Here is a 25,086-nt window from a genome sequence, read left to right on the forward strand (position 1 = left end):
GGCTGTGACATTCGTGGGTGGCGGGTGGAAGAGTGGGGCGCATGCCCGGTACCAACCTCACCCGTGAAGAAGCCCGCCAGCGCGCAGCCGTCGTCTCGGACGCGTCCTACGACGTGGCGCTCGACCTGACCCTCGACGGCGAGCGATTCGGCTCGGTCACCACCCTGACCTTCGCCGCGCAGCCCGGCGCCTCCACCTTCGTCGACCTGGTCGACGGCGAGCTGACCTCGGTCACCCTCAACGGCCGCGAGCTGGACCTGTCGGCCTACGCCGACAGCCGGATCGCGATCGACGGCCTCGAGGCCAGCAACGAGCTCGTGGTCACGGGCACGTGCCTCTTCTCCCACTCGGGCGAGGGCCTGCACCGCTTCGTCGACCCCACCGACGACCGCGTCTACCTCTACACCCAGTTCGAGGTGCCCGACGCCCGCCGCGTGTTCGCCACCTTCGAGCAGCCCGACCTCAAGGCGCAGTTCACGTTCCACGTGACGGCGCCCGCGCACTGGAAGGTCGTCTCCAACTCCCCCACGCCCGAGCCCATCACGCTCGACGGCGGCAGCGCCGTGTGGAACTTCGAGCCCACCAATACGATGAGCACCTACATCACGGCGCTCGTCGCCGGCGACTACCACGAGGTGCGCGACACCTACGCCGGCGCGTACGGCGAGATCCCGCTCGGCGTCTTCTGCCGCCAGTCGCTCGTGCCGTTCCTCGACGCCGACGACATCTTCGCGATCACGAAGCAGGGCTTCGACTTCTTCGAGGGCGCCTTCGAGATGGGCTACCCGTTCGGCAAGTACGACCAGCTGTTCGTGCCGGAGTACAACATGGGCGCGATGGAGAACGCCGGCGCGGTGACCTTCCGCGACGAGATGATCTTCCGCAGTCGTCAGACGGTCTCGGCCTACGAGCAGCGCGCGAACACGATCCTGCACGAGATGGCCCACATGTGGTTCGGCGACCTCGTGACGATGAAGTGGTGGGACGACCTGTGGCTGAACGAGTCGTTCGCCGAGTTCGCGGCGCACCACTCCTCGGTGAAGGCCACCCGGTTCACCGAGGCGTGGACCGGCTTCACCAACAGCCGCAAGAACTGGGCCTACCGCCAGGACCAGCTGCCCACCACGCACCCGATCGCCGCGGACAACTACGACCTGCACGCGGTCGAGGCGAACTTCGACGGCATCACCTACGCCAAGGGCGCCTCCGCCCTGAAGCAGCTGGTCGCCTGGGTGGGCGAGGACGACTTCTTCGCCGGTCTGCGCGCCTACTTCACGAAGCACGCGTACGGGAACACCGAGCTCAAGGACCTGCTCGTCGAGCTGTCCGAGGCGTCGGGCCGCGAGCTCGACAGCTGGGCCGCCGAGTGGCTCCAGACCTCGGGCGTCAACACGCTCCGCGCGGACTTCGACGTCGACGACGACGGCCGCTTCACGCGCTTCGACGTGGTGCAGACGGCCACGGACGAGTACCCCACGCTGCGCCGCCACCGCATCGCGATCGGCCTGTACGACCGTGGGGACGACGGCCGCCTCGTGCGCACCGAGCGCATCGAGACCGACGTCCGCGACGAGCGCACGACGATCACCGAGCTCGTGGACCAGCGCCGTCCCGACCTCATCCTGCTCAACGACGACGACCTGACGTACGCCAAGATCCGCCTCGACGAAGGGTCGTTCGACACGCTGCTCGCGGGCATCGGGAACTTCGCCGAGTCGCTGCCGCGGGCGCTGTGCTGGGGCTCGGCGTGGGACATGACGCGTGACGCGGAGCTGCCGTCGGCACGGTTCGTCGATCTCGTGCTGGCGGGCGTCGGCACCGAGTCCGACCTCACGGCCGTGTCGTCGCTGCTGCGCCAGGGCCACTCGGCGATCAACCTGTTCACCTCGGACGAGAACCGTCCCGCGCTCGCGCGGCACTGGGAGCAGGGCGTGGCCGAGCTGTTGTCCTCCGCCGAGGCGGGCAGCGACCACCAGCTGGCCTTCGCGCGAGCGCTGGCCTCGGCGGCCACCTCCGCGGATCTCCTGCGCCAGGTGCTGGGCGGGTCGGTCGAGGGACTCGAGCTCGATGCCGACCTGCGGTGGACGTACATCCGCGGCCTCGCGCGTCTGGGCGATGCCGACGAGGCCGAGATCGACGCCGAGCTGGCGCGCGACGACACGAACCAGGGCCGCGAGAACGCGGCCGGTGCGCGCGCCCGTCGTCCCGTCGCGGAGGCGAAGGCCGAGGCGTGGCGCAAGGTCGTGGAGGACGCCTCCACGCCCAACGAGACGCGCCGCCAGATCGCGGAGGGCTTCCAGGTGCCCGGTCAGGCCGAGCTGCTGGAGCCCTACGTCGACCGCTACCTCACGATGGCCGACACCGTCATCGACGAGATGGGCGTGTGGATCGGGCAGAACGCGCTGATCCACCTGTTCCCGCTGGCCAACCCGACGCAGGGCGCCCTCGACAAGGTCGACGCCTGGCTCGAGTGCACCAAGGCACCCGCCGCCGCGCGGCGCTACGTGCTGGAGGGCCGCGACGACCTGCGCCGCGCCCTCGCGGCCCGCGCCGTCAACTGATCGATCTCGATACACCGTCTCGCTTCGCTCGCCTGCACTCGATCACCGGGCCCGTCACCCGGTGATCGAGTAGCGCGGCGAGGAACGAGCCGGCGTATCGAGATCACCCCCGCTGTCCGGTGATCGAGTAGCGCGGCGAGGAACGAGCCGGCGTATCGAGATCACCCCGCTAGAGGGTCACGTCCTCCAGCATCTCGGTCACGAGCGCCGCCACGGGCGACCGCTCCGACCGGGTCAGGGTCACGTGCGAGAACAGCGGATGGCCCTTGAGCTTCTCGACCACGGCGACGATGCCGTCGTAGCGGCCCACCCGCAGGTTGTCGCGCTGAGCGACGTCGTGCGTCAGCACCACCTTGGAGTTGGCGCCGATGCGCGACAGCACCGTCAGCAGCACGTTGCGCTCGAGCGACTGGGCCTCGTCGACGATGACGAACGCGTCGTGCAGCGAGCGCCCGCGGATGTGCGTCAGCGGCAGCACCTCGAGCATCTGGCGGTCGATGATCTCCTCGACCACGTGCGGCGAGGCGACCGCGCCGAGCGTGTCGAACACGGCCTGCGCCCACGGGCCCATCTTCTCGTCGGAGCTGCCGGGCAGGTACCCGAGCTCCTGGCCCCCCACGGCGTAGAGAGGCCGGAACACGATGACCTTCTGGTGCTGCTGGCGCTCCATCACCGCCTCGAGGCCCGCGCAGATCGCCAGGGCCGACTTGCCCGTGCCGGCGCGACCGCCGAGCGACACGATCCCCACCTCGGGATCGAGCAGCAGGTCGAGCGCCACGCGCTGCTCGGCGGAGCGGCCGCGCAACCCGAAGGCGTCGCGGTCGCCGCGGACGAGGCGCACCTGCTTGTCGGGGGTGACGCGGCCGAGCGCGCTGCCCTTGTCCGACAGCAGCACCATCCCGGTGTGGCACGGCAGATCGCGAGCGGACTCGAGGTCGATCGTGCCGTGCTCGTAGAGGTCGTCGAGGTCGGCGCTCTCGACGTCGATCTCGGTCATCCCCGTCCAGCCGGTCTCCAGCGCCCACTCCGCGCGGTACTCCTCGGCGGTCAGCCCGACGGCCGAGGCCTTCACGCGCATCGGGAGGTCCTTGGACACCAGGACCACGTCGTTGCCCTCGTTCGCGAGATTGCGGGCCACCGAGAGGATCCGGGTGTCGTTGTCGCCCAGGCGGAACCCGGACGGCAGCGAGCCGGCGTCGGTGTGGTTCAGCTCGACCCGCAGGGTGCCGCCCTCGTCGCCGATCGACATCGGGACGTCGATCGTGCCGTGCTGGACACGCAGGTCGTCGAGGAAACGCAGGGCGTTGCGGGCGAAGTACCCGAGCTCGGGGTGGGCGCGCTTGGCCTCCAGCTCCGTGATGACCACGATCGGGATGACCACCTCGTGCTCGCCGAAGCGCTGCATCGCGGCCGGGTCGGCCAGCAGGACGCTCGTGTCGAGGACGTAGGTGCGGTGATCGGGGCGGAGGGTCACGCTCTTCGAAGCAGCCACGGCAATCTCCTCGAGAGCCATGCGCGCGCCCGGCGCCCAGCCCTCACTAGTGGGTGGGGGCCTGAGCCTGTCGGGGGACGAAGGGCTCGGGATCGAGCTTGGGCACACCCCGAAAGTACGACCGTGAGCCATCGGATCCGGGAAGGCTCACCGCGTGTCTTCGTGACGATTGCGTGAACTCCCGGCGCGTCGCGTCAGGTGCCGAAGCGGCGCTCGCGCCCGGCGTAGGAGCGCATCGCGCGCAGGAAGTCCACGCGCCGGAAGGCGGGCCACATCGCGTCGCAGAAGTAGAACTCCGAGTGCACGCTCTGCCACAGGAGGAAGCCGCTCAACCGCTGCTCGCCCGAGGTGCGGATCACCAGGTCGGGATCGGGCTGGCCCTTCGTGTAGAGGTGCTCGGCGATGTCGTCGACCTCGAGGGTGGAGGCCACCTCCTGCAGGCTCTTGCCCGCGGCGGCCTGCTCCAGCAGCAGCGAGCGCATCGCGTCGGTCAGCTCCTGGCGTCCGCCGTACCCCACGCACACGTTGACCGAGAGGCTGGAGTCCTGGTCGGCCGTCAGGTCGGCGGCGCGCTTCATCCGCGAGGCCGACTCCGCCGGCAGCATGTCGAGGTTGCCGATCAGGCGGATCCGGTAGCCCAGGGCGGCGAGGTCCTCCACGAGTCGCTCGATCACGACCAGCAGCGCCGAGAGCTCGTCGGCCGGGCGGCGCAGGTTGTCGGTCGACAGCAGCCACAGGGTGACGATCTCGACGCCGAGCTCGTCGCACCAGCCCAGGAACTCGGTGATCTTGTCGGCGCCGGCCTGGTAGCCGAGGTCGACGCGGGCACCCGCGCCCTTGGCCCAGCGGCGGTTGCCGTCGACGATCGCACCGACGTGTCGCGGGAGGTTGGCGGGATCGAGCCCCTTGGCGAGACGACGTTCGTACGCGCCGTAGAGGAGATCGCTGACCGGCATGCGGCCAGAGTACGCGGCTGCCGTCGGGTGATGGGACGACCATCACGCGTTCGTCCGACTCGCCTGCTTCCCAGCAGGGACTAGAATCGGCGCATGGCGGCCCCCCAGCAGGATTCCCTCGCGGACGAGGTCGGTGAACGGCTCCGAGGAACCGTCGAGGAGATCAAGCCCAAGCTGCGCGGATGGCTCCACGCCGCGACCGCTCCCCTCGCCCTGATCTCGTTCCTGGTGCTGCTCGTGCTGGCCGACAGCCGGGCCGCACGCCTCGGCGCCGCCGTGTTCATGCTGAGCGCGCTGCTGCTGTTCGGTGTCAGCGCCGTCTACCACACGGTCCCGTGGCGCGAGCGGGCCAAGCAGACCCTGCGCCGCCTCGACCACTCGAACATCTTCGTGATGATCGCGGGGTCGTACACGCCCTTCTCCCTGCTGCTGCTGGACCGCAAGGACATGCTCACGCTGCTCTCGCTCGTGTGGGGCGGCGCCCTGCTCGGCGTGCTGTTCAAGATCTTCTGGATGTCGGCCCCGCGATGGGTCTACGTCCCGCTCTACATGGCCCTGGGCTGGGCCGCGCTGATCTACCTGCCCGACTTCTACGCGGCCGCGTCCACCGTGGTGTTCGTGATGCTCTGCGTCGGCGGCCTGCTCTACACCCTCGGCGCCCTCGTCTACGCCTTCCAGTGGCCGAACCCCAGCCCGCGCTGGTTCGGCTACCACGAGGTCTTCCACGTCTTCACGATCGCGGCGTTCATCGTCCACTACATCGGCGTCAGCTTCCTGGTCTACGGCCAGTCCTGACCCTCAGCGCGCGTTGGCCATGGCCGGGTGTGCGAGCGTCCCCCTCGCCTGCCCCGACTCAACTTTTGTGACGCCGTTCGGCCCGCTCGGTCTCCAGAGGGCGAACCGCGTCACAAAAAGTCGGGCGGGAGCGAGGCACTGAGCGTCACCGACGCGCCAGCGCCTCCGGATCGGTGACCGGCAGCGCGCACACGAAGTCGCGGCACACGAAGGCGGTCGCCTTCCCGTCGATGGCCTCGCGCCCCTCGAACAGCGGCAGCGAGGATCCCTTGCGGGTCGCCACCACCACGGCACCCGGCGCGAGCAGCCCGAGTGCGGCACGGTGCATCGGACCACCGACCTCGCCGACCACAGCCACCTCGGCGGGACCGTCGAGCAGGGCCTCCCCCGCGGCCAGCGTCCAGCCGGCGAACCGCGGCGCGCCCGTGGCCAGGGCCGAGGCCGACTCCACGCAGGAGGTCGCGGCGGCGCGGATCTCGTGGTCGCCGGTGACCGCCGCGAGCGCGAGCAGTCCGTGCGCCAACGCCGATGCCCCCGACGGGTGCGCGTTGTCCGCAGCGTCGCGCGGCCGGACGAGGAGTGCCTCGGTGTCATCGGCCGTGTCGTACCAGCCGCCGTCCTCCGCGCGGAAGTGCGCGATCGCGCGCTCGGCGACGTGGCGGGCGCGGTCGAGCCAGCGATCGTCGTCCGTGGCCCCGAGGACCGCGACGAACGCCTCGATCACGGCGCCGTGGTCCTCGAGCACGGCAGCATGGCCCGAGCGCACGCCTCCCAGGGAGGTCCGGACGAAGCCGGGCTCGATGTGGAGGTCCCACAGCAGGGTGGCGGCCGCGGTGGCCGCTTCCACCAGATCGGGCCGCTCGAGCAGAATCCCGGTCTCGGCCAGGGCGGTGATCGCGTAGGCGTTCCAGGCGGAGACGACCTTGTCGTCGCGGGCGGGCCGGGTGCGCTCGGCGCGCACCTCGAGCAGGCGCTCGCGCACCCGCGCCCAGCGCTCGGGGTCGTCGGGGTCCTGCAGCAGCTGCAGGGTCGACAGGCCGCGCTCGAAGGTGCCGCCGCCGGTGACCGAGAGCAGCTGGACCGCCCACGCCGCGTCGCCCGTGCCGAGTGCCTTCATCAGCTGGTGCGGGTTCCAGACGTAGTAGGTGCCCTCGTGGCCGTCGCTGTCGGCGTCGAGCGCGGACGCGAAGCCGCCCTCGTCGGTGTGCAGCTCACGCAGCATGAAGTCGGCGGTCTCGTGGCACACGCGCTCGGCCAGCGCCACGTCCGCGCCACCCTCACCTTGGGCCCGCAGGGCGCGGAACAAGTGCAGGTAGGCACGCAGAAGCAGCGCGTTGTCGTAGAGCATCTTCTCGAAGTGCGGCACGCGCCAGTTCCGGTCGACGCTGTAGCGCGCGAAGCCGCCACCGAGCTGGTCGTACATGCCGCCGCGCGCCATCGCCTCGAAGGTCCGGCCGACGGCGGTCCACACCTGCTCGTCGCCGCTGCGCGTGTGCTGACGGAGCAGGAACTCCAGCACCATCGAGGGCGGGAACTTGGGCGCGGCGCCGAAGCCGCCGGCCTCCGCGTCGAACTGGCGCAGCAGCGCCGTGGCTGCCTCGTCGAGGTCGGCCGAGCTCAGTGGGTCGCCGCCGAGGTCGTCCTCGGCGCCCAGGAAGTCGCGCACCTGGCCAGCGGACTCCATCACCTCATCGCGCCGGTTCTCCCACGCGTCGGCCAGCGCCTGCAGGATCTGGCTGAACGCCGGGTGCCCCGCGGTCGGCTCCGGCGGGAAGTAGGTGCCGGCGAAGAACGGCTCGCCGGTCGGGGTCAGGATGCACGTCATCGGCCAGCCGCCCTGGCCCGTCATGGCCTGCGTGGCGCGCATGTAGACGGCGTCGATGTCGGGCCGCTCCTCGCGGTCGACCTTCACGTTGACGAAGTGCTCGTTCATGTACGCGGCGGTCGAAGCATCCTCGAACGACTCGTGCGCCATCACGTGGCACCAGTGGCATGCGGCGTACCCGACGCTCAGCAGGATCGGCCGGTCGAGCCGCTCGGCCTCCGCCAGCGCCTCGGGCCCCCACTCCCACCAGTCGACGGGGTTGTCCGCGTGCTGCAGCAGGTACGGCGACTGGGACTGAGCGAGTCGATTGGCCATTTCGTCACGCTACCGGCGAAACCCAGCGCCCACTCGCCAGCGAGGAGCCGGACTTCCTCAACTTCCTGCTGTTCTACAGTCCCTTGCCTTCACCGTGGATAGGGTGACGGCATGGTCAGGCCGGACGTCGTCGAACAGCTTCGCCAGTTCGTGGCGGAACGAGATTGGAGCCAGTTCCACACCCCTGCGAACCTGGCCAAGAGCATCGTGATCGAAAGCGCGGAGATGCTCGAACATTTCCAGTGGGACGACTCGTTCGACCGTGACGAAGTCCTGGACGAGCTGGCCGATGTCCTGACCTACGCCGTGCTCTTGGCCGACCGACTCGACGCTGACGTGAACGAGATCGTCATGAACAAGTTGGCCAAGACGCGCGAGAAGTACCCCCCGGAATTGGCACGCGGCACGAGCGAGAAGTATGACCGGCTTCAAGATCAAGCGTGACCGGTTCTCCCACGATGCGGTCGCTCACTGGGCGAAGTTGGAGGTCGCCCACGACGACTGGCCCGTCGTGTACGCCATCGATGGGTCCGACCACGTCTACATCGGCGAGTCCGTCAACGCGGCAACCCGCATGCGGCAGCACCTCGACTCGCCCAAGGCACACCTGCTCGACAGGTTCCACGTCGTGCTCGACGACACGTTCAACAAGTCCGTCTGCCTGGACCTCGAGACCTACCTCATCCGTCTGTTTGCCGCCGACCAGCGGTTCACAGTGCTGAACAAGCAGACGAACTCCCGCAACAGCAACTACTACGACCGTGCGCAATATCGAACGCGGTTCACCGCGATATTCGAGGCTTTACGCGATCAGGGCCTTTTCGACACGAAGCGACTCGACGAGCTGGAGAACAGCAACCTCTTCAAACTCTCGCCCTTCGTCTCCCTCACGCAGACCCAGGCAGTAGCCGTCGAAGCGATTCTCGCCATCGTCCAGGAAAGCACGAGCACGAACATCTCCGAGCCGATCGTCGTGCAGGGCGATCCGGGGACGGGCAAGACCGTGGTGGGTGTGTTCTTGGCCAAGCTGCTGGCTGACCTGCATGACACGTTCGACCCCGCACTTGATGAAGAGACGTTTGCCGAGGACACGGACGCGGTGGCACCAGCCGCGGTGAGAACCCTGCGGATCGGATTCGTCGTACCTCAACAGTCGCTGCGGAACACCTTGAAGAAGGTCTTCGAAGGAATCCCCGCGCTCGACTCGGTGCCGGTGATCACGGCCTTCGAAGCTGCTGAGGACGAAGCCGGCTTCGACGTGCTCCTCGTCGATGAGGCTCATCGACTTCAGCAGTTCTCCGGCGCCCTACAGACCAACAGCAGCCGGTTCCGCAGGATCAACCGCGAACTCTTCCCCGATGACCTCGAGGGCACTGTCCACACCCAGCTCGATTGGATCCGCGCGAAGAGCCGATTCCCCATCCTGTTGCTCGACGCCAAGCAGTCCGTGCGCCCGATGGCGGACCTGCCAGCCTCCGTCGTGGCAGACCTGATCGACGAGGCCCGCGTCCAGGAGCGCTTCATCCGCTTGTGGACTCAGATGCGCAGCCTGGCAGGCGACGAGTACGTCGACTACGTCGTGAACGCGTTGACCTTGCATCAGGACCATCGAATCGAGTTCGTCGACTACGACCTGCGCTTCTACGACGACATTCACAGAATGCGTCAGGACATCTTCGAACGCGATGCCGAAGTCGGTCTGTCGCGAATGTTGGCGGGGTTCGCCTGGCCGTGGGTGAGCAAGAAGCAGAAGCACACACCCGACATCAGCATCGACGGCCTCTCGATGTTCTGGAATCGCACCGACAAGGACTGGATCAATTCGCCGACGGCATTGGAGGAGGTGGGTTGCATCCACACGAGTCAGGGCTACGACCTGAACTATGCAGGAGTCATCATCGGCCCAGAGCTCAGTTGGGATGAGACCAGACAGAGCGTGGTGTTCGTCCGACAGAACTACCACGACCGAAACGGTGCCAAGAACAACGTCGCGCTCGGTCAGAGCTACACCGATGACGACCTGCTCGACTACGTGGTCAACGTCTACCGCGTCCTGCTCACGCGTGGAATCCGCGGCACCTACATCTACGTCTGCGATCCAGCCCTGCGGGAGAAGCTGCGCAGGTTCTTCCCGTCGCCGCCGCATCCGCTGCTCCACCCATGACCCCCCCTCAGCGGGACAGGCGATACAGCACGTGCCGACGCAGGTGGCTGTCGTCCGGCAGCGCCGGGTGGTCGAAGTCGTCGGCCTCGTCGCGGGTCATGCCGAGGCGCTCCATGACCGCCCGCGAGCGCAGGTTGCCGGTCGCGGTGAACGAGACGATCTCGACCAGGCCGAGCATGTCGAAGCCATGGCTCACGGCGGCGGTGGCGGCCTCGGTGGCCCAGCCGTGGCCCCAGGCCCAGCGGGCGAAGCGCCAGCCGACCTCGACCGGGGGCGTGCCGCGCAGCAGGGAACGGACATCCGGCGGCACCGGATTGAGCCCAGCGATCCCGGCGAAGCGGCCGTCGGGGGCCTCCACGACCCACAGGCCCCAGCCCTGGTGCGCCATGCGGGTCTCGATCCGATCGGCGAGGGCATCGCTGGCCTCGCGGTCCAGCGTGGACGGGAAGTACTCCATCACCTCGGGGTCGGCGTTGAGCTCGGCGAACGGCTCGCGGTCGGCGGGCGTCCACGGGCGCAACGTCAGGCGCTCGGTCGTCAGCTCGGTCACGAAGCCCCCGATCAGTCGGCCAGGGCGGGCGGCCAGACGACGGTGAACCGCTCGAACACGGTCGGCAGCGCGTCGAAGTCGGTCACGTGGGGCAGGCGGCGACGGAAGTAGCCGCGGTGGGCGTCGAGCCACCAGTCGCGGGTGCGGTCGCCCTCGCCCTCGTCCCAGGCGAACGCGTCGTCCACCGAGTCGAGCCGGCCGATGCGGATCTCGGTGGTGCGGATGACGGCCACAGCCTCGCCACGACCGTCGAGCAGCACCCAGTGCGCGCCGTCCGGGGGCACGCCCTCCTCGACGGGTCCGGCGGTCGCGCGCTTCGTCCCGGCCAGGACCAGTTGCCCGAGGCGGTCGGCCATCTCGGGGGTGTCGCCGAACGGCTCGACCTCCGGGCGCTCGCCGGCGAACTCGGGGTGCGCCTCGACGAACTCGTGCCAGAGGCGGGGCAGGTCGGTCACGGCGCCGGCGGATCGTCCTCGGGCCGGCGGGCGTCGGTGTCCTCGCCCTCCCACGGCTCGCGGGCCTTCCTGGCCATCTTGGTGAACGACCACAGCAGCAGGCCGATCACGATGAACAGCCCGAGCGTGTAGAGGCCGGCCAGCCAGCCGATCGACTGGTTGCCCTTGGGGTCGATCTCCTGAGCGGCGAGCACCGCGAGATCCAGCATGGTCACCGGATCAGCCTAGTCCTGCTCGTGACCGCACCACTGGTCGGCCGGGATCGCCGCACGGACCTGGTCGACGTGCTCGCCGCATCCTCGCCACGTCGTCTTGCCGCACTGCCTGCACGGGACCGGAGAGCACATGGGCTCGCATCCTCACTGTCGAAAACTGTTGTCATCACGCAGCGTAGGCGATTCCGGCAACCGGGCGGCCACCGCGGCGGCGTGTGCGGCGCGCGCCGGTGGGTACCTGCGAGGCATGAGCACCAACACCCGACTCGTCGAGACCACCCCCGAGCGCGTCTGGGAGGTCCTCTCGGACGGCTGGCTGTACCCGCTGTGGGTCGTGGGCGCCTCACGCATGCGCGACGTCGACAGCCAGTGGCCCCAGGTCGGAGCCGAGCTGCACCACTCGGTGGGCGTGTGGCCGGCCCTCATCGACGACAGCACCAGCGTGCTCGAGGCCGACCCCGGTCGCCGGATCAAGCTGCACGCCCGCGGATGGCCCGCCGGAGCGGCCGAGGTGGTCATCACCCTCTCGCCCCAGGGCGCCGGCACGCTGGTGACGATCGAGGAGGAGCCGGTCAGCGGACCCGCCACGCTGATCCCGCAGCCGGTGCGCGGCCTGTCGCTGCGCTGGCGCAACTCCGAGTCGCTGCGGCGTCTCGCCTTCATCGCCGAGCGGCGCGAGCTGCCGACTTCATGACGCCTCCCGTCGTGCTCGCCGCCGCGCGTGCGGCGGATAGGCTCGAGTCGTTGCTGCGAGAGGTGGACCACCGATGAGCACGTACGACGCGATCGTCATCGGCGCCGGGCCGAACGGCCTGGTCGCCGCGAACCACCTCATCGACGCCGGCTGGTCGGTGCTCGTGCTGGAGGAGCAGGACACGGTCGGCGGAGCGGTGCGCAGCGCCGACGACGTCCACCCGGGCTTCGTCCACGACACGTTCAGCACCTTCTACCCGCTGGCAGCGGCGTCACGGACGATCCAGGGATTCCACCTCGAGGAGCACGGGCTGGTCTGGCGTCACGCCCCCGCGGTTCTGGGTCACCCCTCCCCCGACGGCCAGTGGGCGATGCTGCACCGCGACCGCTCGATCACTGCGGCTCTCATGGAGCAGCAGCAGCCCGGCGACGGCGACGCGTGGCTCGAGCTGTGCGCCACCTGGGACACGATCGGCGACGCGCTCATCACATCGCTGCTGACCCCGTTCCCACCCGTGCGCGGCGGCCTCGGCGCCCTCGCGAAGCTGCCCCGGGTCGGCGGCCTCGACTTCGTCAAGACGCTCCTCAGCCCCGTGATCGGCCTGGCCGACACTCGTTTCCGCGGCCCCTCGCCCGCGCTCCTGCTGGCGGGCAACGCCGGACACGCCGACATCCCGCTGGACGCCCCCGGCTCCGGGCTGATGGGCCTGATGATGACGATGCTGGGCCAGACCGTGGGATTCCCCGTCCCCGAGGGTGGTGCCGGGATGCTGACGCAGGCGATGGCGCGCCGGTTCGAGTCGCTCGGCGGACGCATCGAGACGTCGACCCGCGTGGCCCACATAGACGTCGCCGGCGGCCGGGCCACCGGGGTGCGCACGGCCGACGGGGAGAACCACACCGCCACCCGCGCCGTGATCGCCGACGTCATCGCCACGCAGCTCTACGGCGACCTGCTCGACCCCTCCGACGTGCCCGCTCGCGTGCACCGGCGGCTCGAGGACTTCCAGCTCGATCCCGGCACGGTCAAGGTGGACTGGGCTCTCGACGGGCCGATCCCGTGGGCCGCGCCACCGCAGTACGCCCCGGGCACCTTCCACGTCGCCGACTCGCGATTCGAGATGACCCAGGCACTCCAGCAGGTGCACGCCGGCCGTGTGCCCGCTCACCCGTTCCTGCTGGCCGGGCAGATGACCACGACCGACCCCACCCGCTCACCGGCGGGCACCGAGTCGGTCTGGGCGTACACGCACGTGCCGCAGAGGACCGTGGCCGACGCGGGCGACGGGTCGATCCGCGGCACGTGGGACCACGACGACGTCGAGCGGTTCGCCGACCGCATGCAGGCCCGGATCGAGGCGCTGGCGCCCGGCTTCGGGTCGCGCATCATGACGCGCCGTGTGCTGGGTCCGCGCGAGCTCGAGGCTCGCGACGCGAACCTCGTCGGCGGGGCGATCAACGGCGGCACGGCGCAGCTGCACCAGCAGCTGTTCTTCCGGCCCACCCCTGGCCTGGGGCGGGCCGAGACGCCGATCGGCGGGCTCTACCTCGGCTCGGCGTCGGCCCACCCCGGCGGCGGGGTGCACGGCGCCCCGGGGATGAACGCGGCGCGCGCCGCGCTGGCCCACGGACGCATCGGCACGGCGCTCGCTCCGGTGCGCGGTCTCGCGCGCCGGGCGCTGGGCCGCTGAGCGGGACTCAGCGCAGTCCGGCGAAGAGGTCGTCCTCGGGGACGTGCGAGTCGACGAACGACGTGACCAGCTCGTAGTCCTCGGTGGGCCACGCCTCGGCCTGCACCTCGCGCGGGACCGCGAACCAGAACCCGTTCGGGTCGATCTGGGTGGCGTGCGCGATGAGCGCGCGGTCGCGCACGTCGAAGTACTCGGAGCAGGGGACGCGCGTGGTCATCCGCTTCTCGCGCTCGGGGTCGAGCTCGCGCTCGTCCAGCCAGTCCTTGTAGGGCGACTCGAGGCCGTGACGCTCCATCGCGGAGTTGATCGCCTCGATCCGCGCCCGCGACCAGCCGTGGTGGTAGTAGAGCTTCTTGACCTGCCAGGGCTCGCCCAGCTCGGGGTAGCGCTCGGGGTCGGCGGCCGCCTCGAACGCGTACACGCTGACCTCGTGGCACTTGATGTGGTCGGGGTGCGGGTAGCCGCCGTTCTCGTCGTACGTGGTGAGCACGTGGGGACGGAACGAGCGGATGAGCCGCACGAGCGGGGCGGCGGCCTCCTCGATCGGCACCAGCGCGAAGCAGCCCTCCTCCAGCGGCGGCTTGGGGTTGCCCTCGGGCCATCCGGAGTCGACGAAGCCGAGCCAGTCCTGGGTGACACCCAGGATCTCGCGGGCCTTGTCCATCTCCTCGCGGCGGATCTCGGCGATGAGCTCGGGGTTCTCGAGGATCCCCGGATGCTCGAACGCCGGGTTGAGGATCGATCCTCGCTCGCCACCGGTGCAGGTGACGACGTGGACGTCGACCCCTTCGGCGACGTACTTGGCGGTGGACGCGGCGCCCTTGCTCGACTCGTCGTCGGGATGGGCGTGCACGTGCATCAGACGCAGGGTGCCGGCTTCGGCGTTCTCGACCACGTCCCTTAGTGTTCCACGCCCCTGAGACAATGGATGTCGTGACCGACCTCGACGCACGCTACGGACGCCACCGCCGCACGACTCCGCGCTGGCTGTGGCCCGTCGTCGCCGCCGTCGGCATCACCCTCGGCGTGGCGTGGGCCGCGTGGGCGTCCTGGACCGACGTCCCCGTCCACCAGGCGCGCGTCCACTCCTACGAGGTCGTCGACGCCCGCACCACCAAGGTCGACCTGGAGATCTTCCGCGACGAGCCGGTGGCCCTGTCGTGCCGCGTCTTCGCGCAGAGTCAGGACAAGGTCGTGGTCGGCGAGAAGACGATCGAGGTGCCCGCCTCGGACGCCGCCCAGGTCCGCGTGGTCGCGGAGATCCGCACGGAACGGCGGGCCGTGACCGCCGTCTTGGACTCCTGCGAAGCACGTTGATGCTGTAGACTCGAGGTTTCACCCCGGGAGGTCCCGGGGTGTCGTACGTAGTGAGGAGAACAGCCATGTCGACTGAGACCATCTGGGTCACGCAGGAGGCCTACGACCGACTCGTCGCCGAGCTCAACCGCCTCAAGAACGAGGTCCTGCCCGACATCACCCAGAAGATCGCCAACGCGCGCGAAGAGGGTGACCTGAAGGAGAACGGCGGCTACCACGCCGCTCGCGAGGAGCAGGGCAAGACCGACGCGCAGATCCGCCAGCTCGAGGACCGGCTCCGCCGGGCCGAGGTCGGCGAGGTCCCGGCCGACGACGGTCTCGTCGAGGCCGGCATGAAGGTCACGATCCGCTTCGAGGGCGACACCGACACCGAGACGTTCCTGCTCGGCTCGCGCGAGCTGCTGAGCATGGACTCCTCCGTCGACCTCGACGTGTACTCCCCCACCTCGCCCCTGGGCGAGGCCATCATGGGCAAGTCCGCCGGCGACACCGCCACCTACGAGGCGCCCAACGGCAAGAAGATCACCGTCGAGATCGTCGAGGCCAAGCCCTTCTGATCCCCGCGCCGCCCCTGCGGTGCACGAACGCCCGCCACTCCTCGAGTGGCGGGCGTTGTCGTGTGCGGGCGCTCAGATCGGGTCGTACCCGAGCTCCTCGAGCCGCTGCCAGACCTCGGCGCGGTGGTCGAGGCCACGGGTGGCGACCTGCAGGGCCACCTCCACCTCGCGCACGCCGAGGGCCTCGGACCCGCGGTCGTGGTGCACGTTGAGGATGTTCACGTCCATCTCGGCCAGCGCGGTCAGCAGGCGCATGAGCTCGCCGGGTCGGTCGGAGATCCGCACGCGGAACATGAGGAAGCGCCCGCCGGACGCCAGGCCGTGGCGGATGACCTCCATCAGCAGGAGCGCGTCGAGGTTGCCGCCCGAGAGCACCGGCACGATCGGTCCCTCGAACCGGTCGGGGTGCTCCAGCAGGGCGGCCACGCCCACGGCGCCCGCCGGCTCCACGAGCAGCTTCGCCCGCTCGAGCAGGCCGATGAGCGCCTGGCTCATCGACTCCTCCGAGACGGTGACGACGTCGTCGAGGTGTTCACGGATCAGCCCGAAGGGCACCTCGCCGGGGCGGGCGACCGCGATGCCGTCGGCCATCGTGGCGCCGAGCTCGGCCTGGACCGGCATGCCCTCGGCGAGCGAGTCGGGATAGGCCGCGGCGGCCTCCGCCTGCACGCCGATCACCCGGATGTCGGGACGCTCGGTCTTGACCAGCCCGATGCCGGCGGCCAGGCCGCCACCGCCGAGCGGCACCAGGATCGTGGCGACCTCGGGCAGTTGCTCGATGATCTCGAGGCCCACGGTGGCCTGGCCGGCGACGATGTCGCGGTGGTCGAACGGGTGGATCAGCGTGGCGCCGGTCTCCGCCGCGAACTCCTCGGCCGCGACGAGCGACTCGGTGACGCCGGTGCCGTGGAAGCGGAGGTCGGCGCCGTAGCCGCGGGTGGCCGCCACCTTGGGCAGCGCGGCCCCGTGAGGCATGAAGATCGTGGCGTGCGCGCCGAGCTGGGCGGCGCCGAGCGCGACGCCCTGGGCGTGGTTGCCGGCGCTGGCCGCCACGACGCCGCGCGAGCGCTCCTCCTCCGAGAGGCGGGCGATCCGGGTGTAGGCGCCACGGATCTTGAAGGATCCCGCGCGCTGCAGGTTCTCGCACTTGAGCCGGACGTCGCGGCCGGTGAGCGAGTGCAGCCAGCGCGAGTGGGTCAGCGGAGTGACCTCACTGACCCCGTCCAGCAGCTCGCGCGCCGCGCGCGCATCGTCGAGGTCCACGGATCCACCCTAGGCCGTGGCCGGAGGCGGGTCGCCGAGGTCTCGGGACTCCTCCCCCAGCATGCCGTCGGTGTCGGGTGGCTCCCCCGAGGCGAGGTGTCTCACCACGCTGTTGAGGCACGCCGCGAACGGGACCGAGAGCAGGGCACCGACGATTCCCGCGACGACGAGGCCGGTGGCGATCGCCAGCAGGATCGCCAGCGGGTGCAGCGCCACGATCGCGCCCATCAGGAACGGCTGGAGCACATGGGACTCCAGCTGCTGCACCGCGATCACCCCGGCCAGCATGAACAGGGCCGTGACCGGGCCCTGGGCGACGAGCGCGACGAGGACGGCGACCATCCCCGACAGGAGCGCACCGACGATGGGGACGAAGGCGCCGAGGAACACCAGGACGCCGATGGCAGCAGCCAGCGGCACCTGCAGGATCAGCGCGACGCCGGCGATGCCGATCGCGTCGACGAGCGCCACGAGCACGGTGGCCCGCACGAACGCGGTCAGCGAGCCCCAGGCCGCCCGGCCCGACGACCTCACCCGGGGCCGCGAACCACGCGGGAACAGCGTGACGACCCACGACCAGATGCGGGCACCCTCGTAGAGGAAGAAGAACAGCGCGAACAGGGCGATGAAGAACCCGGTGACGAAGTGGCCGATCTGGGTGCCGACCTCGGTGGCCTGGGTGACCACCGACGAGTCGCTCTCCGAGATCGCGCTCTGGATCCGGTCGATCCAGTCGGCGAGCTGGCGGTCGGACAGGTTCAGCGGACCGGTGCGCGCCCAGTCCTGGAGCTGGGAGATGCCCTCGACGACGCTGTCGCGCAGGTCGTCGAACTGCGTGGAGAGCTGCTGCCCGACGAGTCCGAGCATGCCCACCAGCGCCAGCACGAGCGCGAGCACGACCCCCAGGGAGGCGAGCAGGCGTGGCACCCCGTGACGCACCAGCCAGTCGACGCCTCCGACCGTCAGTGCCGCGAGCAGGATCGCCACGGCGATGGGAATCGTGACCTCGGAGAAGTGCCCGAGTCCCATGGCCAGGACGTAGAGCGCCAAGCCGATCACGACGATCCGCCACGCCCACGCCGCGGCGATCTCGACGCCGATGGGAACCTCGTATCGCCCGGAACCGCGTGGCGTCTCGTCACTCACGATTCGAGGCTACGGGAACACGCGGAAGCTGCATGGTGTTGACGACGACACAGGAGGTTCCATGAGATTCGGATTCGACAAGTCCACGCTGCCCACGGCCGACGCGGCCCTGCCCGGCCGCGACACCCGCCCCTTCGAGGTCGGCGACCGCCACCTCGTCACGGGCAACCCCATCGAGACCGACGGACCCGAGGGCTTCGGCGTCGCCGTCTTCGGCCTCGGCTGCTTCTGGGGCGAGGAGAAGACGTTCTGGGAGCAGCCCGGCGTCTGGTCCACCTCGGTGGGCTACGCCGGCGGCCACACGCCGAACCCCACGTACGAGGAGGTGTGCACCGGTCGCACGGGTCACTCCGAGGTCGTGAAGGTCATCTTCGACCCCTCGGTCACCAGCTACGCCGACCTGCTGAAGGTGTTCTGGGAGAACCACGACCCGACGCAGGGCATGCGCCAGGGCAACGACCGCGGCTCGCAGTACCGCTCGATCGTGCTCACCACGAGCGCCGAGCAGCAGACCGAGGCCGAGGCGTCCCGCGACGCCTACCAGCAGCAGATGACGGCCCATGGCTACGGACAGATCACCACACAGATCCGACCCCTCGACGCGTACTACTACGCCGAGGAGCCGCACCAGCAGTACCTGGTGAAGAACCCGTACGGCTACTGCCCGCTGCACGCCACCGGCGTCAGCTACGCCTGATCGCGTGGGCTGGAGCCGCGCCGAGCTGGAGTCGTTCGCCGGGAGCACGATCCCGGACCTGATGCCCGACGACCTGCGACTGCTGTTCGTCGGCATCAACCCGGGGCTGGTGAGTGCCGCGACAGGCCTTCACTTCGCCCGTCGCGGCAACCGCTTCTACCCGGCGCTCGTGCGCGCCGGGCTGGTGGACACCGACGATCCCGCGGCCGCAGCCGACCAGCTGCGCGCCCGGGGCGTCGGCATCACCAACCTGGTGGCACGGGCGTCGGCGCGCGCCGACGAGCTCGACCCGGCGGAGCTGGTCGAGGGCCGCGCTCACCTGACCGAGCTCGTGCTGTCGCGACGGCCTCGCGTGGTCGCGATCGCGGGGATCACGTCGTACCGCACCGCGTTCGGCGTGCGCGGCGCGCGCCCCGGACGCCAGCCTGAGGACCTCGCGGGCGCGCAGGTCTGGGTCGTGCCGAACCCGAGCGGCCTGAACGCCCACGAGACCGTGGAGTCACTGGCCCGCGCCTACCGTGAGGCGGCGCAGGCCGCGCAGCTGCTCGTGTGAGGCGCGTCCGTCACTCCGAAGACGGATAGATGCCGATCGAGCAGACGCTGTAGCGCAGTCCGTTGGGGGTCACGGCGCGCAGATCCGGAACCGCGAATGTGTTGACGCCGTCCCCGCCGAACGTGGTGCCCATGAGGGAGAACAGCGCCGAGTTCTGCGCGATCGCCAGCAGCCGACCGTCGGCCGGGATGCCGCGCGAACCGACGCCGAGGACGATGCTGCCCATCGTGCAGTCGTAGTCATTGCGGAACGCGCGACCGGAGCCCTGCCACTGGTTGAACTGCCCGGAGAGCAGGGAATTGCCGGCGGGGCCCTGCGGTCCGGCGGGTCCCATCGGACCGGTCGGTCCGGCAGGACCGCTATCGCCCGCAGGGCCGACCGGGCCGGCGGGCCCGGTCGCTCCCTCGGCGCCTGCGGCGCCGGTCGCGCCCGCCGCGCCATCGACACCCTTCTCACCCTGGTCGCCCTTGTCGCCCTTGGCGCCGGCTGCCGCGACGAGGATCCAATCCGCGGGCGAGGTGGCCGGGTCGGCCGCGATCGAGGACCGGGCGGCCACGTAGGTGCTGCCCCCGCGGGTCACCACCGAGGCCGGCGGGCCTGCGCTGTAGGCGGTCGAGGCACTCCACGTGGACACGGCACTCCACGGGACGACTCCGTCGTCGCCCTGGTCGCCCTTCGCGCCGGTCGCACCCGCGGCACCGTCGCCGCCCTTGTCGCCCTTGGCACCCGTCGCGCCGTCGTCACCCTTGGCGCCGGCCGCACCCGCAGCACCGTCGTCGCCCTTGTCACCCTTGTCTCCCTTAGCACCTGCCGCGCCGGTCGCGCCGTCGTCACCCTTGGCGCCGGCCGCACCCGCAGCGCCGGGGTCACCCTTGTCGCCCTTCGCGCCGGTGGCGCCATCGTCACCCTTCGCGCCCTCGTCGCCCGCGGCGCCGTCCTGGCCATCGGCACCCTTCGCACCGGAGCCGCCGTCGTCGCCCGCAGCACCATCGGCGCCATCGAGGCCGTCGGAGCCGTCCTCACCGTCGGAGCCGTCCTGGCCGTCGGAACCGTCGGCGGCCTCCTCCGAGCCCTGCCACGTGACGGGGACCAGGTCGTCCGCGCACGAGTCCGACGCGTCCGACAGGTAGAGCGATCCCTCAGCGACGTCCATGCAGCCGTACATCGGCGAGCTGACCCGTACCGCGTCGTCGCTCGAGGTCGTGGTGACGACCAGGGCCGATCCGGCTCCGATCACCGCCGACACCGCACCGCACGCCAACACCGTCCGCAAGGAGCTCATCCTCGCCCTCCACTCGCTCTTCGGGCACAGCAGCATGGCCGATCGGTTCGGCGTACCCGGGTCGGAGGTTACCGACGATGTGACGACAGGGTGCCCCTGTTGCAGAAGTTGCTCGTGTGATCTCGTCGGCGGAGCGGCCGCGAGGTGTCCGAGGCGGCGGCTAGCGTGAGCGACATGGACCAACGACTCAGCCTCATCACCCTCGGCGTCGCCGACCTCGGGCGCGCCCGCGCCTTCTACGAGGAGGGGCTCGGGTTCACGAAGGACAACGACGAGGACGACATCGTGTTCTACCAGCTGCCCGGGCTGGTCCTCGCGCTGTGGACCCGAGAGGGGCTGGCGGCCGACGCGGCCGTCGAGGACACGGGCGCCGCCTTCAGTGGCATCACCCTCGCCCAGAACGTGGGCTCACCCGACGAGGTCGATGCCGTCATCGAGCAGGCGCGCACCGCCGGAGCGCGCGTGCTCAAGCCCGCCCGGGAGGCCGAGTGGGGCGGCTACTCGGGCTACGTCGCCGACCCCGACGGCCACCTGTGGGAGATCGCGCACAACCCGTTCTGGACCGTGCACGAGGACGGGCGCACGACGCTGCGCTGAGCGATGGGCCCTAGTGGGCCACCGGGCAGCCCGACACGACCTCTGCGGGGCCCGCGTCGGCCGGCTCGATCTCGGGCCGTGCCCCCGGCGTGCGCCGCGTCAGCGTCACCTCGAAGCCCTTCGGCACGATCGTGAGGCGCTCGTCGATCCGCAGCTCGTAGTCCGGGTCGCCGGTGATGTCGTACCGGTGCAGCAGCCGAGCCAGGACGAGGATCGCCTCGTGGAGGGCGAACTGGCGCCCGATGCAGGCGCGGTCGCCGGTGCCGAACGGCTTGTAGACGTTCTTCATCCGGCCCTTGGAGTTCTCCGGCAGGAAGCGGTCGGGGTCGAACTCCTCCGCCGTCGGCCCCCAGGCCGCCGGGTCGCGCTGCATCATCGGCAGCACCACGATCGCCCAGTCGTCGGGCGTCATGACGGCCTCGTGGTCGGTCCCCGCGGCGATGGTCGTGGTCTCGCGGGGCGAGCGCGCGAACGCCGGGGCCGTCGGCCACAGGCGCAGCCCTTCATCGAGGCAGCGGCGCAGGTAGCGGAACCGCGGCACCTGCTCGAACGTGGGCTCCACCTCGGGGTCGTCGCCCAGCAGGGCATCCGTCTCGGCCTGGGCCTTCGCGAGGAGCTCCGGGTCGCGCGACAGGTAGTACAGCACGAAGCTCAGCGCGCCCGAGGTCGTCTCGTGACCCGCGACCAGGAAGGTGAGGATCTGCTCGCGGATGTTCTGGTCGTCGAGCCGGACGCCCGTCTCGGGATGGGCCTCGTAGAGCATGCGGTCGAGCAGGTCGTCGCGCCGCTCCCCCGAGGCGCGCCGCTCGCGCACCATCGCGTCGACCAGCTCGTCGACGTACGCGCGGTGCTCGGCGTTCTGCTCGTCGATGCGCCGGGCGATCCGCTTCCCGCCGGGGATCGAGTCGAGCGACGACTTCTGCATCCCGGTCATCAGCGCCGCGATCATGGCGTCGACGAACGGGTGCCGCTCCCGCGAGGTGAAGGAGCCGAAGTCGCGGCTGAACGCGCACCGGCTGATCGTCTCCATCGTCAGCTTCGTCATGTCGGCCGTGACGTCGATCGGCCCCTCGAGGTCGTCCCACACGGCGAACATCTCGGCCGCGGTCTCGAGCATCGTGCCGTGGTAGCCGCGCATCGCGGCCTTCGAGAACGCCGGCATCAGCACGCCGTGAGCCGTCTGCCAGTTCGGCTCGTGGTCGAACGCGGTGAACAGCGCGTCGCCCACGAACTCGCGCAGCGCCACCAGCGCCGGCGGCAGGTTCTTGTGGAACCGGGTCTCGTCGCACATCTCGGCGGCCAGCTCGGCGCCGGTGACGAACACGAACTTCTGCCCGAACACACGCACCTCGAACAGCGGCCCGAGGTCCTTGCCGACGCGCATGACGTTGGCCAGCGGCGTGCCGGTGCGCATCGTGAGCGCGTCGTACGCGATCGGTCGACGGCCGGGCGGGTGCGGGAACCGCTGGCCACCCCAGCTGTTCTTGACGGTCATCAGGCTCACAGTCCGGCCTTCCCGGCGAAGCGCGCCACGAGGCGCTGGTAGTGCGGGCCGGTCACCCGGGCCAGCAGGTCGATCACGCGGGCGTCGGCGCCGATGAGGACGCGCGCCTTGCCCTTCTCCACGCCGCGCAGGATCGCGTCGGCGGCCTGGTCGGGCGTGGTGCGCGCGACCCGGTCGAAGGACGAGGCCAGCGAGTCGTGGTCGAGCCCGTCCACCTGGCCGGCGTTGCGGGCCACGTTGGTCTTGATGCCGCCCGGGTGCACGCACGTCACCTTCACCGGGCGTCCGCGCGCCACCATCTCCATGCGCAGCGCCTCGGTGAAGCCGCGCACGGCGAACTTGGCCGCGTTGTACGCCCCTTGCGTAGGCACCGAGATGATCCCGAAGACGCTCGAGATGTTGACGACGTGCCCGTCGCCGGACGCGATCAGGTGGGGCAGGAAGGCCTTGGAGCCGTTGACCACGCCCCAGTAGTCGACGTCCATCACCTGCTCGAGGTGCTTGAAGTCCATCGCCTCGATGTCGCCGGTGAAGGCGATGCCGGCGTTGTTGTAGACCTGGTGGACGACGCCGAAGTGCCCGGCGATCTCGTCGGCGTAGGCCAGCACGCGCTCGCGCTCGGACACGTCGAGGTGATCGGCCCGGACGGTGGCCCCGAGGGCATCGAGGGCATGGGCCGTCTCGGCCAGACCCGTGGCGTCCACGTCGCTGATCGCCACCCGGGCGCCGCGCTTGGCCAGCCCCATCGCGAGGGCCCTGCCGATGCCCGATCCCGCGCCGGTGACGACCGCGACCTTGCCTGTGAAGTACGTCATACCCACCTCCGGATACCGAGAGTATCCGAAAATCGGTCTCAAGCGCGACGAACGCGCGGACGCAGTCTCACGTGGGGCATCGGAGGCGCCGGGATGACCTGACCGTCGTGCCCGTCGACGTGCCCGTAGCGAGGCTCGTGGGCCTCCCAGTCCTCGCGCGCCGCGGTGATCTCCTCGTGGCTGCGGCCGATGAAGTTCCACCACATGACGATCTCCTCCTCGAACGGCTCACCGCCGATCAGGAGCACGATCGTGGGCCGCTCGACCTCGAGCGCCAGCCGCGCGCGGCCGGGCGCCAGGTACTGCAAGGACCGGTGCGGCACGGACCGGCCCGCCACCGTGACGGCGTCGTCGACGGCCAGCACGCCGTGCTCGAACGCCGGATCGAGGTCGAACTCGTGGCGCCCGGGCTCCAGCCGCAGCTCGACACCGACCAGTGGCGTGTGGACCGTGGCCTTCGACGTGGCGCCGGCGAACGAGCCCGCGAGGACGACGCCGCTCCAGCCCGGCCCTTCGACCTCGGGCAGGTCGGGATGGTGCTCGAACGCGGCCGGCCCACCGCGCCGGTGGTCGGGCAGCGCCACCCACAGCTGGAGGCCGTGCATCGGGCCGGGCTCGCCCTCGCTGAACTCCGAGTGCGACACCCCGTCGCCCGAGGTCATCAGGTTGAGCTCGCCCGGCTCGAGCACGAGGTCGCTGCCGAGGCTGTCGCGGTGGCGGATCCGCCCCACGAGTGGCCAGGTGACCGTCTGGAGGCCGGTGTGCGGATGCGGGAGCACCTGCATCCGATGGTCGGTGGGCCCGAAGTGGTCGAGGAAGCACCACGCTCCGATGAGCGGGATCTCCTTGCTCGGCAGGGTGCGGTGGACGAGCAGTCCGCGAAGGCCGCCGAGAGGGACCTCACGCGGCTCGATCGTCCGGTCGGGACTCATCGCACCAGCACCAGCACTCATTCCATCAGAGTAGTGCGGAGGCGGTCGATCGTCTCGGGCCTGCCGCCCCAGCGATGGAACCAGCCGATCGCCCCGCCGGGGTGCTCGTCCCACGTGTCGAGGACGCCGCTGATCGCCTCGACCGGCGCGGCGATGTAGGCCACCGGCAGCTCGGCGCGGCGCTCGCCGTAGAGCCGGCGGAAGCGCGCCTGGATCTCCTCCTCGTGCTGGGCCGTGGCGAGGTAGTCCTCGACGATGTCGTCGCGCTTGGCCCCCAGCAGCGCCAGCACCATCGCGATGCTGACGCCCGTGCGGTCCTTGCCCGCGGCGCAGTGGACCAGCGTGGTGGCGTCCTGGGCCGAGGCGACCGCGTCGACCACGTCGACCAGGTGATCGGCCGTGGTGCGCAGCATCAGCTGGTAGAGCTCGGCGAGCGACTCCGGCGGCGCCACCCCCGGCCGCAGCGCGCTGAGCAGCGGGAAGTTGAGCACCGTGACCCCCGGCGCGGCCAAGGGGTGCTCGGGCTCGGTCTCGGCGAGCGAGCGCAGGTCGATCACCACCGACGGCGGCCACTCGATCTCGGGCGGGGCGACGTCGTCGTGCAGGGGCAGGGCGCTGCGCAGCAGGCGACCCGGGCGGATCACGCCGCCCTCGACGGGGGTTCCACCGAGGTCGCGAAGGTTGGGGACGGTCTCGTTCACTCCCCCATCC

The 25,086-nt window shown here is 70.4% G+C and carries 26 protein-coding genes; 11 read left to right on the forward strand and 15 right to left on the reverse strand.

All coding sequences use genetic code 11. From position 1 onward, the window contains the following. Window positions 1-41: 41 nt before the first annotated feature. Window positions 42-2,561, forward strand: coding sequence for an aminopeptidase N (gene pepN, locus B5D60_RS03670; protein WP_078698894.1), 2,520 nt, complete (start codon window positions 42-44; stop codon window positions 2,559-2,561). A 169-nt stretch (window positions 2,562-2,730) separates the two neighbouring features. Here pepN and B5D60_RS03675 read toward each other — a convergent pair whose 3' ends face one another. Continuing rightward, window positions 2,731-4,053, reverse strand: a complete 1,323-nt coding sequence (locus tag B5D60_RS03675) for a PhoH family protein (protein WP_407922763.1) — start codon at window positions 4,051-4,053, stop codon at window positions 2,731-2,733. A gap of 194 nt (window positions 4,054-4,247) precedes the next feature. After that, a complete protein-coding gene (locus B5D60_RS03680) occupies window positions 4,248-5,009 on the reverse strand; it encodes an isoprenyl transferase (protein ID WP_078698896.1) in 762 nt (253 codons plus the stop codon). Window positions 5,010-5,102: 93 nt separating this feature from the next. Between B5D60_RS03680 and trhA the strand changes: the two genes are divergently transcribed. Beyond that, the gene (gene trhA / locus B5D60_RS03685) at window positions 5,103-5,804 is read left to right on the forward strand and encodes a PAQR family membrane homeostasis protein TrhA (protein ID WP_078698897.1); all 702 of its coding nucleotides are present in this window, start codon (window positions 5,103-5,105) and stop codon (window positions 5,802-5,804) included. A gap of 145 nt (window positions 5,805-5,949) precedes the next feature. Here the strand turns inward: trhA and B5D60_RS03690 are convergent, their stop codons facing one another. Next, entirely contained in the window at window positions 5,950-7,944 is a 1,995-nt protein-coding gene (locus B5D60_RS03690; protein WP_078698898.1) for a thioredoxin domain-containing protein, read from the reverse strand. Window positions 7,945-8,055: 111 nt separating this feature from the next. On the opposite strand from B5D60_RS03690, the gene B5D60_RS03695 reads away from it, so the two are divergent. Both B5D60_RS03695 and B5D60_RS03700 read left to right on the forward strand, forming a co-directional pair. Further along, window positions 8,056-8,388, forward strand: a complete 333-nt coding sequence (locus B5D60_RS03695) for a nucleotide pyrophosphohydrolase (RefSeq protein WP_078698899.1) — start codon at window positions 8,056-8,058, stop codon at window positions 8,386-8,388. Continuing rightward, on the forward strand, window positions 8,363-10,108 hold the full coding sequence (locus tag B5D60_RS03700; RefSeq protein WP_078698900.1) for a DUF2075 domain-containing protein: 1,746 nt from the start codon (window positions 8,363-8,365) through the stop codon (window positions 10,106-10,108). Before B5D60_RS03695 ends, B5D60_RS03700 begins: the two co-directional genes overlap by 26 nt. A 7-nt stretch (window positions 10,109-10,115) precedes the next feature. On the opposite strand, the gene B5D60_RS03705 is transcribed toward B5D60_RS03700, so the two are convergent. Genes B5D60_RS03705 through B5D60_RS17275 form a run of 4 tightly spaced genes read right to left on the reverse strand, consistent with a single transcriptional unit; the run spans window position 10,116 to window position 11,460 of the window. Continuing rightward, window positions 10,116-10,658 carry a GNAT family N-acetyltransferase gene (locus tag B5D60_RS03705; RefSeq protein ID WP_197684392.1) on the reverse strand — a complete coding sequence of 181 codons (543 nt, stop codon included), beginning with the start codon at window positions 10,656-10,658 and terminating at the stop codon, window positions 10,116-10,118. 11 nt (window positions 10,659-10,669) lie between these two features. Further along, window positions 10,670-11,113, reverse strand: coding sequence for an ASCH domain-containing protein (locus B5D60_RS03710; RefSeq protein ID WP_153302866.1), 444 nt, complete (start codon window positions 11,111-11,113; stop codon window positions 10,670-10,672). After that, the gene (locus B5D60_RS03715; protein ID WP_078698901.1) at window positions 11,110-11,328 is read right to left on the reverse strand and encodes a hypothetical protein; all 219 of its coding nucleotides are present in this window, start codon (window positions 11,326-11,328) and stop codon (window positions 11,110-11,112) included. The genes B5D60_RS03710 and B5D60_RS03715 overlap by 4 nt, the downstream gene beginning before the upstream one ends. Window positions 11,329-11,337: 9 nt before the next feature. Next, the gene (locus tag B5D60_RS17275) at window positions 11,338-11,460 is read right to left on the reverse strand and encodes a hypothetical protein (protein ID WP_269456870.1); all 123 of its coding nucleotides are present in this window, start codon (window positions 11,458-11,460) and stop codon (window positions 11,338-11,340) included. A gap of 115 nt (window positions 11,461-11,575) precedes the next feature. Between B5D60_RS17275 and B5D60_RS03720 the strand changes: the two genes are divergently transcribed. Further along, window positions 11,576-12,022, forward strand: coding sequence for an SRPBCC family protein (locus B5D60_RS03720; protein WP_078698902.1), 447 nt, complete (start codon window positions 11,576-11,578; stop codon window positions 12,020-12,022). A 73-nt stretch (window positions 12,023-12,095) separates the two neighbouring features. Continuing rightward, window positions 12,096-13,712 carry a phytoene desaturase family protein gene (locus B5D60_RS03725; protein ID WP_078698903.1) on the forward strand — a complete coding sequence of 539 codons (1,617 nt, stop codon included), beginning with the start codon at window positions 12,096-12,098 and terminating at the stop codon, window positions 13,710-13,712. Between the two features lie 7 nt (window positions 13,713-13,719). On the opposite strand, the gene mca is transcribed toward B5D60_RS03725, so the two are convergent. Beyond that, entirely contained in the window at window positions 13,720-14,571 is an 852-nt protein-coding gene (gene mca / locus B5D60_RS03730; RefSeq protein WP_078701269.1) for a mycothiol conjugate amidase Mca, read from the reverse strand. Between the two features lie 74 nt (window positions 14,572-14,645). On the opposite strand from mca, the gene B5D60_RS03735 reads away from it, so the two are divergent. Then, window positions 14,646-15,029: a DUF4307 domain-containing protein gene (locus B5D60_RS03735; protein ID WP_172806247.1), complete on the forward strand. Its 384-nt coding sequence runs from the start codon at window positions 14,646-14,648 to the stop codon at window positions 15,027-15,029. A 65-nt stretch (window positions 15,030-15,094) separates the two neighbouring features. Further along, complete coding sequence (greA, locus tag B5D60_RS03740) at window positions 15,095-15,586, forward strand: transcription elongation factor GreA (RefSeq protein WP_078698905.1); 492 nt, start codon at window positions 15,095-15,097, stop codon at window positions 15,584-15,586. Between the two features lie 72 nt (window positions 15,587-15,658). Here greA and ilvA read toward each other — a convergent pair whose 3' ends face one another. Then, window positions 15,659-16,849 carry a threonine ammonia-lyase gene (ilvA, locus tag B5D60_RS03745; RefSeq protein WP_078698906.1) on the reverse strand — a complete coding sequence of 397 codons (1,191 nt, stop codon included), beginning with the start codon at window positions 16,847-16,849 and terminating at the stop codon, window positions 15,659-15,661. Between the two features lie 9 nt (window positions 16,850-16,858). Next, on the reverse strand, window positions 16,859-17,995 hold the full coding sequence (locus B5D60_RS03750) for an AI-2E family transporter (RefSeq protein WP_078698907.1): 1,137 nt from the start codon (window positions 17,993-17,995) through the stop codon (window positions 16,859-16,861). A 61-nt stretch (window positions 17,996-18,056) separates the two neighbouring features. Here B5D60_RS03750 and msrA point away from each other — a divergent pair, with 61 nt between their 5' ends. Then, the gene (msrA, locus tag B5D60_RS03755; RefSeq protein ID WP_078698908.1) at window positions 18,057-18,692 is read left to right on the forward strand and encodes a peptide-methionine (S)-S-oxide reductase MsrA; all 636 of its coding nucleotides are present in this window, start codon (window positions 18,057-18,059) and stop codon (window positions 18,690-18,692) included. Between the two features lie 4 nt (window positions 18,693-18,696). Next, the gene (locus B5D60_RS03760; RefSeq protein WP_078698909.1) at window positions 18,697-19,245 is read left to right on the forward strand and encodes a mismatch-specific DNA-glycosylase; all 549 of its coding nucleotides are present in this window, start codon (window positions 18,697-18,699) and stop codon (window positions 19,243-19,245) included. A 10-nt stretch (window positions 19,246-19,255) separates the two neighbouring features. Here the strand turns inward: B5D60_RS03760 and B5D60_RS17280 are convergent, their stop codons facing one another. Then, on the reverse strand, window positions 19,256-20,527 hold the full coding sequence (locus B5D60_RS17280; protein WP_197684393.1) for a phage tail protein: 1,272 nt from the start codon (window positions 20,525-20,527) through the stop codon (window positions 19,256-19,258). 174 nt (window positions 20,528-20,701) lie between these two features. Between B5D60_RS17280 and B5D60_RS03770 the strand changes: the two genes are divergently transcribed. Beyond that, a complete protein-coding gene (locus B5D60_RS03770) occupies window positions 20,702-21,124 on the forward strand; it encodes a VOC family protein (RefSeq protein ID WP_078698911.1) in 423 nt (140 codons plus the stop codon). A gap of 10 nt (window positions 21,125-21,134) precedes the next feature. Here B5D60_RS03770 and B5D60_RS03775 read toward each other — a convergent pair whose 3' ends face one another. From B5D60_RS03775 to B5D60_RS03790, 4 genes are read right to left on the reverse strand one after another with little or no spacing between them, the layout of a single operon-like run. Further along, entirely contained in the window at window positions 21,135-22,619 is a 1,485-nt protein-coding gene (locus tag B5D60_RS03775; protein ID WP_078701270.1) for a cytochrome P450, read from the reverse strand. Window positions 22,620-22,624: 5 nt separating this feature from the next. Next, complete coding sequence (locus B5D60_RS03780; RefSeq protein WP_078698912.1) at window positions 22,625-23,443, reverse strand: SDR family NAD(P)-dependent oxidoreductase; 819 nt, start codon at window positions 23,441-23,443, stop codon at window positions 22,625-22,627. A 38-nt stretch (window positions 23,444-23,481) separates the two neighbouring features. Then, window positions 23,482-24,396, reverse strand: coding sequence for a pirin family protein (locus B5D60_RS03785; RefSeq protein ID WP_197684394.1), 915 nt, complete (start codon window positions 24,394-24,396; stop codon window positions 23,482-23,484). Further along, the gene (locus tag B5D60_RS03790; protein ID WP_078698914.1) at window positions 24,393-25,076 is read right to left on the reverse strand and encodes a tyrosine-protein phosphatase; all 684 of its coding nucleotides are present in this window, start codon (window positions 25,074-25,076) and stop codon (window positions 24,393-24,395) included. Before B5D60_RS03790 ends, B5D60_RS03785 begins: the two co-directional genes overlap by 4 nt. Window positions 25,077-25,086 lie beyond the last annotated feature (10 nt).

The organism is Aeromicrobium choanae, from assembly GCF_900167475.1.
Classification (GTDB): Bacteria; Actinomycetota; Actinomycetes; order Propionibacteriales; family Nocardioidaceae; genus Aeromicrobium; species Aeromicrobium choanae.